8 protein-coding genes are annotated in these 9,914 nt (G+C 63.7%); 2 read left to right on the top strand and 6 right to left on the bottom strand.

Translation table 11 applies throughout. From position 1 onward, the window contains the following. Positions 1-24: 24 nt before the first annotated feature. The 6 genes from hpt to PH256_RS02925 form a co-directional block, all read right to left on the bottom strand. Positions 25-570, bottom strand: a complete 546-nt coding sequence (gene hpt / locus PH256_RS02900; protein WP_087184438.1) for a hypoxanthine phosphoribosyltransferase — start codon at positions 568-570, stop codon at positions 25-27. 6 nt (positions 571-576) lie between these two features. After that, entirely contained in the window at positions 577-1,962 is a 1,386-nt protein-coding gene (gene tilS, locus PH256_RS02905; protein WP_270912906.1) for a tRNA lysidine(34) synthetase TilS, read from the bottom strand. After that, entirely contained in the window at positions 1,952-3,349 is a 1,398-nt protein-coding gene (gene dnaB, locus PH256_RS02910) for a replicative DNA helicase (RefSeq protein WP_087181990.1), read from the bottom strand. Before dnaB ends, tilS begins: the two co-directional genes overlap by 11 nt. Before the next feature lie 154 nt (positions 3,350-3,503). Next, a complete protein-coding gene (gene rplI, locus PH256_RS02915) occupies positions 3,504-3,947 on the bottom strand; it encodes a 50S ribosomal protein L9 (protein WP_087295048.1) in 444 nt (147 codons plus the stop codon). Between the two features lie 74 nt (positions 3,948-4,021). Next, complete coding sequence (locus tag PH256_RS02920; RefSeq protein ID WP_270912907.1) at positions 4,022-6,007, bottom strand: DHH family phosphoesterase; 1,986 nt, start codon at positions 6,005-6,007, stop codon at positions 4,022-4,024. A gap of 28 nt (positions 6,008-6,035) precedes the next feature. After that, the gene (locus tag PH256_RS02925; protein ID WP_087184442.1) at positions 6,036-7,868 is read right to left on the bottom strand and encodes a ribonuclease J; all 1,833 of its coding nucleotides are present in this window, start codon (positions 7,866-7,868) and stop codon (positions 6,036-6,038) included. A gap of 437 nt (positions 7,869-8,305) precedes the next feature. Between PH256_RS02925 and rnhA the strand changes: the two genes are divergently transcribed. Next, the gene (rnhA, locus tag PH256_RS02930) at positions 8,306-8,755 is read left to right on the top strand and encodes a ribonuclease HI (protein WP_087181994.1); all 450 of its coding nucleotides are present in this window, start codon (positions 8,306-8,308) and stop codon (positions 8,753-8,755) included. Between the two features lie 33 nt (positions 8,756-8,788). Beyond that, on the top strand, positions 8,789-9,859 hold the full coding sequence (gene mnmA / locus PH256_RS02935; protein WP_270912908.1) for a tRNA 2-thiouridine(34) synthase MnmA: 1,071 nt from the start codon (positions 8,789-8,791) through the stop codon (positions 9,857-9,859). The last annotated feature ends 55 nt before the right edge of the window (positions 9,860-9,914 follow it).

The raw sequence follows: 9,914 nt of genomic DNA on the forward strand, positions 1-9,914 counted from the left end.
TTGCTTCGCGCTCCCGTGCGCATGTTATTTGGTGTACACTTCGGGCTTCAGAATGCCCACGTAGGGCAGGTTGCGATACTTTTCGTCGTAGTCCAGGCCATAGCCCACCACGAACTCGTCCGGCACTTCGTAGCCCACATAGTCCGCCTGCAGGTCAACCTTGCGGCGGCTGGGCTTATCCAGCAGGGTGGCAATGCGGATGCTGGCGGGGTTGCGGCCCTGCAGCAGACCCTTCAGATAGCTCAGGGTCATGCCGGAGTCCAGAATGTCCTCCACAATCAGGATGTCCTTGCCGGACAGGTCCTGATCCAGGTCCTTCACGATCTTCACCACGCCGCTGGTCTTCACGCCGCTGCCGTAAGAGGAAACGACCATGAAGTCGATGGCGCAGGGCAGATCGATGCAGCGCATCAGGTCGGCCAGGTAGACCACCGCGCCCTTCAGCACGGTAACCAGCAGCAGGTTCTTGCCCTGGTAATCCTTGGTGATCTGGGCGCCCATCTCGGCGCACTTGGCCTTCAGCTGCTCTTCGGTGAGTAATACCTGCAGGATATCGTTGCTCTGACTCATTGTTATTCACTGCTCCTTGTCGGTTGGTTCCAGCGGGCGGATCACCAGGATGCGGCTGGTGGCATTTGTGGGGGCATACCCCTGGGCCACGCCGCCGCCCCACAGCCAGACCACCTGACTGCCCTGGGCCAGAAGGGGCGCCAGCGCACGCTGTGCACCGGGTGTTCCCGCCTCGTTGAAGTATTTTTTCAGGCTTTTGCTCCCACTGCGCCCCTCCGGCTGGAACCGATCGCCCGGCTGGCGGGTACGCAGAGACAAACTACTCCTTATTCTATCATAATCCACACAATTGGTTAAGCCTTTTTTCCGGCCCCTGGCAAATTTTTTGATTTGTTCACATTCTTCGCCTTCCGCCAGCTCCAGCCGCAGCCGGTAGCCGCCGGGCAGCCGGTATTCCCCCGGCTCGGCGGGCTGTGGGGGGGCGGGCTGCTCTTCGGTGCCTTGCGCCCAGCGCAGCACCCCGGCGCACCGCTCAACGCGCACGCCGCCGGCCAGCTGGGCCGCACGGCTGCTGCCCGCGATCAGTGCCTCCAGCTTGGGCAGGTCCGCCTGGCGCAGGGTGGTTTTTTCCTCCACCAGGCAGCGCAGCGCCTCAGCCCGGAGCACCGGGTCCGCCTTTTGCAGCACCGAAACGCTCCAGCCGTCGCCGCAGCGGGCCGTTTGCAGCAAGTGTTCCCCCTGGCGGCGAAAATATTGCAGCCAGCCCTGGGCCCGGCGGCAATATTCCCCCAGTGCCCGCTGGGCCTCCGGGTTGATCTGCTCCAGCTGGGGCAGCACCTGATTGCGCAGCCGGTTGCGGGCGTATTCGTCGCTGGCGTTTGTCTCGTCCAGCACGAAGGGGGTGCCGGTGGCCCGGCAATAGGCCTCGGTTGCCTGGCGGGGCAGCTCCAGCAGCGGCCGGATGAAGGGTCCCCGCACCGGCGGAATGCCCGCCGCCCCCGCCAGCCCGGTGCCCCGGGCCAGCCGGAACAGCAGCGTTTCCGCCTGATCGGTGAGGGTGTGGGCGGTGGCGATCTTCACCGCCGGGTCTTTTCCCGTCAGCTGTTCAAAGAAATCATAGCGTAGCTGCCTTGCCCATTCCTCACTGCGCCGTTCGGTCTGCCGCTCGGCCCGGTGGCAGTGCAGCGGCACGCCCTCTTTTGCACAGAATTCCGCCACAAAGGCCTCGTCCGCGTCTGCCGCGTCCCGCAGTCCGTGGTTCACGTGAGCCGCCTCCAGCGTGATGCCCAGCTCCCGGCCCCGACGCAGGAAAAAGCGCAGAAGCGCCATGGAATCCGCCCCGCCGGACACCGCCGCGATCACCCGGTCGCCGGGCTGCAGCAGATTCAGACTGCGGATGCTCTCCAGCACCTGCTCCTCAAAGGCCTGCGGCTCCGTATACTCATCCCGCATGGTTGTAATCCACGTTCACAAAGCGGGTGTGCGCGCCGTCCCAGCCCAGGTCCACCTTGCCGGTCTCGCCGTGACGGTTCTTGGCAATGATGCACTCGGCGGTGCTGGAATCGCTCTCCTCCAGGCTCTCGCCGCTCATGGAGGTGTAGTAGCCCTCGCGGTACAAAAACAGCACGATGTCGGCGTCCTGCTCGATGGAGCCGGAGTCACGCAGGTCGGACAGCTGGGGCCGGTGGTCGGACCGGCCGCTGCTCTTTTCCGCCGCACGGGACAGCTGGGACAGGGCTATGACCGGCACGTTCAGCTCCTTCGCCATGATCTTCAGGTTTCGGGTGATGTCACTGATCTCCTGCACACGGTTCTCGGTGCGCTTGCCGCTGGTCATCAGCTGTAAGTAGTCGATGACCACCAGGCCGATGGGGGTCTTCTCCGGGTCCTGGTTGATCTTGCGGATCTTGGCCTTCACCTCGGGGATGGTGATGCCGGAGGTGTCGTCCATGAAGATGGGCACATCGTGCAGCACGTCCATGGCATGGGCCAGGTCGTCCCAGTCGTTGCCGCTCAGCGCGCCGGAGCGGAAGGAGTGGCTGTCCACACCGGCCTCGGCGGAGAGGATACGGTTGGTCAGCTGCTCCTTACTCATTTCCAGGCTGAAGATGGCCACCGGGATGTGGCTCTTTTTTGCCACGTTGGTGGCGATGTTCAGCGCAAAGCTAGTCTTGCCCATACCGGGGCGGGCGGCCAGGATGATCAGGTCGGACCGGCCCAGACCGGTGAGGATGGAATCCAGATAGGTAAAGCCGGTGGGGATACCGGCGTATTTGTCCTTGTTGGGGCCCGCGATCTTCTGCAGGGTGGCCATGGTCTCCAGGAACGCGTCGGACAGTTTGGTCAGCTCCTCCCGCTTCTGGTTGGAGCGGATGTCGGTCAGGCGCTGCTCCACGCTCTCCAGCAGCATATCTGCGTCCGGCTGGGCGCTGGACTGCTTGAGAATGTTCTGGGCCAGCTGCATCACCTGGCGGGTGAGGTATTTCTCCTCCACGATGCGAGCATAGGCGGAGAAGTTGCTGATGGAGGGCACCACCTCACCTAGACGGGCAATGTAGACCTTGGCGGCCTCCATGCTCTCGAACACGCCGGTGGAGGCCACCGCGTCGATCAGGGTCACCGCGTCCAGCTGCTCGGTGCCGGAATACAGCTCCACCATCTGGCTGAAGATCTCGGCATTCTGGCGGGAGTAGAACATCTCCGGCTTGAGGGTATTGATCAGCGCGGGCATCACCCGCTCGCTGTCCAGCAGGGCAGCGCCCAGCACCGACTGCTCCGCCTCCATATTATACGGCTCGGCCAGGTTCATGCTGTCCAGCTCAAAATTTGTATCCTGCATCAGGCATCGTTCCCTTTCGCTACGGTTGGTTTTTCAGGCAGGCTTTTGCAACTTTTTGCCGCCGCCTGCCTTTCAGCAAGCAGCGCCCAGCGGGCGCAGCCTTCGGGGCCATTCTTCCCCATGGCCGCCCCACTGGGCGCAGCAGTTCCGCTTTTTACTGCTCCTCGACCTTTACCTTAAAGGTGCTGGTCACGCCGGGGTGCAGCTTCACGGTGGCGTTGGTGGTGCCGAACTCCTTGATGTCCCGCTCCAGCTCCACCTTGCGCTTGTCGATCTCGGTGCCCACCATCTGGCTCAGGTGCTGGGCCACCTCCTTGGAGGTGATCTTACCGAACAGACGGCCGCCGTTGCCCTTGCTCTTGATCACAACGGTCTTGTCCTTGATGGTGGCGGCCAGCTGCTGGGCAGCGGCCAGAGCCTCGGCAGCGTGATGCTCCTTGGCCTCGTTCTTGGTGCGCACCAGGTTCAGTGCGCTGGCGTCCGCCTCGGCGGCCAGGCCCCGGGGGAACAGGAAGTTGCGGGCGTAGCCGTCCGACACTTCGTGGATCTCGTCCTTTTTGCCGATGTTCTTCACATCCTGCTTCAGAATGACCTTCATTGGTATCTCTCTCCTTATGTGCGCGGTGCCTGCTTACAAGCGCCGCGTATTTTGGCCGGCCGCGGGGGCCGGGTTTATCGTTTTTTGCCGGAGCGTGCCTCTTCCTCGGCCTGCTCCTGCCGGTAGCGGGCAATGGCCTGACGGATGCGCTTTTCCGCCTCGTCGATGGTGGTATCCTTCAGCTGCGCGCCCGCCATGGTCAGATGACCGCCGCCGCCCAGCTGCTCCATGATGACCTGCACGTTCACGGCGCCCATGCTGCGGGCCGAGATGTTCACCCCGCTGCCCTGCTGCACCGCCACGAAGCTTGCTCCCACCCCCTGGATGGTGAGCAGGTCGTTGGCCGCCTGGGGCACTGCCACCGCCATATCCGGCGGCAGCTCGCCGGAGACCGACACCGCACAGCCCATATAGATATCGGCGTTTTCCACCAGATTGGACTTGGCGGTGTATTCCTGCAGGCTGGAATTGAACAGCAGCTTCACCCGCTCGGTCATGGCGCCCATGCGGCGCAGATAGGCCGCCGCCTCAAAGGTGCGCACGCCGGTGTGAATGCCGAAGTTGCGGGTATCCAGCATGATGCCGGCCAGCAGGGCCTCCGCCTCCAGAGAGGTGGGGCGGAACTGCTGCCCCTCCACGTACTGCAGCAGCTCACTCACCAGCTCACAGGTGGAGGAGGCATAGGGTTCATGGAAGAACAGCACCGCGTTGTCGATGTGTCCCACCGCCTTGCGGTGATGGTCAATCACCGCCACCTGACGGCATTTGCGGTACACATCGCCGCTTTCCAGCAGACCCTTGATGTGGGTGTCCACCACCAAAAGCAGGGTATTGTCGGTCATGCCGTCCAGCGCCACCTCCGGCGAGATGAAGTCCTCGCCCAGGCCCGCGGCCTGGAATTCCTCCAGCACGCTCTGGGCCAGCGTGGCCTCTCGCCGCACCACAATGGCGGCGGGGGCGTCCAGCCCTTTGCAGATGCGCAGCACACCGATGGCCGCACCCACGCAGTCCAGGTCGCTCATCCGGTGACCCATGATGAGCACGCTGTCCGCCTGGCGGATCAGATCGCACAGAGCCTTGGCCACGATGCGGCTCTTGACCCGGCTGCGCTTTTCCACACTGCGGGACACGCCGCCGTAGAAGGCAAAGCCCTCGGGGGTTTTCACCGCCGCCTGGTCGCCGCCCCGGCCCAGGGCCATGTCCAGCGACTGACGGGCCATCTCCTCGCACTGGCGCAGAGTGTCGCCGCCCCGGCCCACGCCGATGGACAGTGTCACGTTCACCTCGCCCTCCAGGGCGCGGATCTTGTCCAGCACATCGAATTTTGCCGCCACCATTTCCTTCATGTGGCGTTCCTCCACCACCGCTATGTAGCGGGCGTTGCTCACCCGCTGCAGAAAACCGGTGGTGCGGCCGATGTAGGTTTCCAGCACCCGGTTGATGCCTTCCAGCACCCGGGCCTTCTCCGAGTCCTTAAGCTCGGCCAGCTGCTCGGCGTAGGCGTCGATCTCGATGATCATATACGCCGGACGGGTGGCTTCGTATTCCGCCGCCCGCTGGCGCAGATCGGTCTCGTCCACCAGGTACAGCACGGTAAGTGCCTCCCGCCCGGCGGTGGCCGACGCAAAGATATTGTATTTGCGGCCCTCGTGCTCCAGCACCTGGCCCGCGGGCTCGCCGCACTGATGCAGGTCCAGCCCGCAGAGCACCTTGCCCACCGGAGCAAGCAGGCGGTCCTCGTCCGCCAGAATGCGCTGGCGGAAGGGGGTGTTGTACCACACCAGGGTCTTGCCGCTGAGCAGCGCCACCGGCAGCGCCAGCGCGCCCAGGCTCAGCTGGGCCTGGCTGTTTTCAAAGCTCTCGCACTGCAGCACCCGGGCAAACCCACGGCGCATCCGCCGTGCCAGCAGCAGAACAGCCAGCGCCACCAGGGCCGCCAGAGGGATCAGCACCCAGAGCAGCCGCGGCTCCAGCAGGCCCACCAGAATGGCCAGCAGCGCACTCAGCACCACCATCCCTCCGGCGAATACCTCCAGTGTGAAACGGGGTTTCAGATCCATGGCCCAACAGCCTCCTTTGCGTTTGGGGTCAGACCTCCATGAGGATGGGCAGGATCATGGGGCTGCGCTTGGTCTTGCGGTAGATGTAGGACGATAGAGCCTCCCGCACGCGGGTCTTCACGCTGTTCCAGTCCCGCACATTCTCGGCGGCACACTTCTCAAAGCACTGGGTCACCAGACGGCGTGCCTCATCCATCAGCTGCTCACTCTCGCGCACATACACGAAGCCGCGGGAGACCAGATCCGGCCCAGCCATCACCTGGCCGGTGCGGGAGTTGACGGTGGCCACCACGATCACCAGACCGTCCTCAGACAGATGACGGCGATCCCGCAGGACCACGTTGCCCACGTCGCCCACGCCCAGACCGTCCACCATCACGGCGCCCGCAGGCACCGGCTCACCGGTGGAAAGACCGTCGGCCGAGAGGATGATGTCCTGGCCGATCTCGGCGATGTGGATGTTCTTCGGGGGGATGCCCAGCTTCTCGGCGGTGATGGCATGCTTTTTCAGCTGCTTGTACTCGCCGTGCACCGGCAGGAAGTACTTGGGCGCCGCCAGCGTGAGCATCAGCTTCTGCTCCTCCTGGCAGGCGTGGCCGGACACATGCACGTCGTACATGGATTCATAAATGACCTCCGCGCCCAGCAGCAGCAGACCGTTCACCACCTTGGTGACCATCTTTTCATTGCCGGGGATGGGGGTGGCGGAGATGATGATGAAGTCGCCGGGGCCCACACGCACGTTGCGGTGGCTGGCGCTTGCCATGCGGGACAGAGCGCTCAGCGGCTCGCCCTGGCTGCCGGTGGTGATCAGCACGATCTGCTCCGGCGGATATTTGTTGATCTGCTCCAGGTCGATGAGCACGCCCTCCGGCGCATGCAGGTAGCCCAGCTCCAGGGCCATCTGGGTATTGTTGGCCATGCTCCGGCCGGACACCGCCACCTTGCGGCCGTTTTCCACCGCCAGGTCGATGATCTGCTGCACCCGGTAGATGTTGGATGCGAAGGTTGCAATGATGATGCGCTGTTTGTCCGCCCGGCGGAACAGGTTGGCAAAGCTGTCGGCCACCTTGTGCTCGGTGGCGGTAAAGCCCGGCCGCTCGGCGTTGGTGGAGTCGCTCAGCAGGGCCAGCACGCCCTTCTTGCCGTATTCCGCAATGGTCACCAGGTCGGTGGGCCCGGCAGACAGCGGGGTGTAGTCGATCTTGAAGTCGCCGGTCTGGATGATCACGCCCGCCGGGCAGTCGATGGCCAGGGCCACCGCGTCCGGAATGGAGTGGTTCACATGGATGGGCTCGATGGTAAAGCAGCCCAGCTTGAACTTGTGGCGGGGATGGATCTCCACCAGCTTGGTGCGGCCCAGCAGATTGTGCTCTTCCAGCTTGTTCTTGATCAGGCCGATGGTCAGCTTGGTGGCGTAGATGGGCAGATTCACCTGCTTGAGCAGGTAGGGCAGCGCGCCGATGTGGTCCTCGTGGCCGTGGGTGATGACCACGCCCTTGATCTTATCCTTGTTCTGCACCACATAGGTGAAGTCCGGGATGACCAGGTCGATGCCGAACATGTCGCTGTCCGGGAAGACCAGGCCGCAGTCCACGATCAGCATATCGCCCTGGCATTCATACAGGGTGATGTTCTTGCCCACTTCGCCCAGGCCGCCCAGGGGAATGATGTGCACCGGCACAGCCTCTTCCTGCTTGGCGTGGTTCTTGGCAGCGGGCTTGCGGCCCCGGGAATAGAAGGGGCGGCGGCGCTGGGCGGGCTGCTGCGCGCCCGCGTTCTCGGCCTTGGGCGCGGCCGGCTTATGGGCAGCGCGCGGTTTTTTGGGTTCTTTTTCCTTTGCGTTTTTCTGTTGAGTCATAGATCTCCTCCGTAAAATTGCGTACGCCGGAAAAACCCGTTTTTCGTTCCGATGCAAAAACGGCCGGGCGCACGATTGATTCAGTTTGAAAATGCTTGTGGTGTTGGGCACGACGGGTCCATTTGTTCAATGCGACCGGGCCCCGGACGGATCACGCACACAGAGCGGCGGCGACGGGCCGCTGCTCGGCCAAGGCTGGCAAACTTCTCCAACCTAAAGTTAGTTTTATTATACCCTCTTTGTATGCTTTCTGTCAACAAAGTGCCCGGAGCGGGGCAAAATAATCCGGGGTGGGGTCTTTGTTCAGTATAGGCGGGCCCGGGTCCGCTTACACTTGCCGCCAACGGACAAACCCGGTATAATAATGCCATTGGGCGTCGACCGGCTGTTTGCGCCCGGAACAGAACGCCCGCCTTTCCGCGGGCAGGAGGACAGCAATGAAACAGATCGAGATTTTTACCGACGGCGCCTGCAGCGGCAACCCCGGCCCCGGCGGCTGGGGCGCGGTGCTGCGCTATAAACAGTTTGAAAAGGAGCTTTCCGGCGGCGAGGCCGAGACCACCAACAACCGGATGGAGCTCACCGCCTTTATCCGGGCGCTGGAACAGCTGAAGGAGCCCTGCGAAATCACCCTGTGCAGCGATTCCAAATACGTGATCGACGGGCTGGAAAAGGGCTGGGCCAAGGGCTGGCGGGCCCGGGGCTGGAAAAAGAGCGACAAATCCCCCGCCCTCAACCCGGACCTGTGGGGCCGTCTTCTGGACCTGTGCGAGGGGCATGTGATCCACTACAAATGGATCAAGGGCCACGCCGGCCACCCGGAGAACGAGCGCTGTGACCGGCTGGCGGTGGAGCAGAGCAAAAAGTACGGCGGCCGCCAGGCCTGACGACTATTCCGAGCATAATAAGGAGCAACGATTATGAGCGATATTTTATTCCCCGGCAACGATTTTTCCACCTTTGAGAAGCAGGACAAGGTGCTGGTGGGCGTGTCCGGCGGTGTGGATTCCGCGGTGTGCGTGCACATTCTGCGGGAGCAGGGCTTTGCGGTGACCGGCGCGGTGATCCGCTTCTCCCCCGCCCACGACAAAGCGGTGGAGGAGGCCCGCAAGGCAGCCGCTGCCCTGGGTATTCCGCTGGAGATCATCGAGGCGGGCGAGGAGTTCGAGCGCCAGGTGGTGGAGCCCTTCTGCCAGGCCTACTGCGCCGGACGTACCCCCAACCCCTGCGTGCTGTGCAACCCCACCGTAAAGCTCAAGCTGCTGGCCGCCCGTGCCGATGAGCTGGGCATCCCCTTCATCGCCACCGGCCACTACGCCCGGGTGGAGCAGACCGCCGCCGGGCAGTACCACATTGCCCAGCCCGCCAGCGTGGCCCGGGACCAGAGCTACATGCTCTACCGCCTGGGGCAGGACATTCTGTCCCGCCTGTGCCTGCCGCTGGGTGAGTTTGAAAAGGAGGACATCCGCCAGATCGCTCGCGACCTGGGTCTGCCCTGTGCCGACAGCCCGGACAGCATGGAGATCTGCTTCATTCCGGACGGCGACTACGCCGCCTTCATCCGGGGCCGGGGTCTGGAGGATAAGCCCGGCCGCTTCATCGCGCCGGACGGGAAGGACCTGGGCCCCCACAAGGGCGTAATGCACTACACCCTGGGCCAGCGCAAGGGCCTGGGCCTGGCACTGGGCAAGCCCGCCTTCGTGAAGGCCATCCGGGAAAACGGCGATGTGGAGCTGGGCTGGGCCGGTGAGGAGTTCTTCTCCGGCATGACCCTGCGGGACGTGTGCTGCGCCGCCGGGGGCGAACTGCCCGCCGGGGATTATCTGGTGAAGATCCGCAGCGCCGCGAAGCCCGTGCCCTGCCACTACGACGGCAAGGGCCTGGTACGTTTTGAAGAGCCTGCCCGCGCCCCCGCCCCCGGCCAGAGCGCCGTGTTCTACGGCGGCGGCCTGGTACTGGGCGGCGGCTTCATCGACCAGATTCTGGACTGATTTTTCTTGCGAACAAAAAAACAGCAGCCCCCTGCCGTGCAGGGGGCTGCTGTTT

Source organism: Allofournierella sp. CML151 (genome assembly GCF_027853465.1).
GTDB lineage: Bacteria > Bacillota > Clostridia > Oscillospirales > Ruminococcaceae > Allofournierella.